This window comes from Paenibacillus sp. 01T422 (assembly GCF_056398785.1).
The window spans coordinates 1-387 of sequence record NZ_JBFTQB010001713.1 but is presented as its reverse complement, the minus strand read 5'-3'; the positions used below and the strand labels follow the sequence as shown (position 1 = coordinate 387).

At 43.4% G+C, this 387-nt stretch carries 1 protein-coding gene; it reads left to right on the top strand.

Features of this window, described 5'->3' with window-relative positions; genetic code table 11:
- Positions 1-387, top strand: a 387-nt coding sequence (locus AC1DUA_RS40905) for a carbohydrate ABC transporter permease (RefSeq protein ID WP_477505050.1), incomplete at both ends; no start/stop codon positions are given.

Below are 387 nucleotides of genomic sequence, written 5' to 3'. Positions count from 1 at the left end.
GGGGAAGTTTTCTTATGGCCGAAGGAAATCACATTCACTTCATTTAAAAACTTAATTGACGACGGTCAGCTGTTTAATGCCATGAAGAATACATTACTCATCACAGTTGTGGGGACTTCCATTAACATTGTAGCAACCATTATGGCGGCCTATCCATTAAGTCGCAAGCGCCTCAAGGGTAGGAATGTCCTACTTATGCTCATAACGTTCACCATGTTGTTTGGCGGAGGGATTATTCCTAACTATATCCTCATCAAAACGCTGGGTATTATGAACACCTACTGGGCACTTTGGCTGCCTGGGCTAATCAGCACGTACAATTTCTTCGTAATGAAATCTTTCTTTGAAGGGTTACCTCCGGAACTGGAGGAATCTGCAGCGATTGAC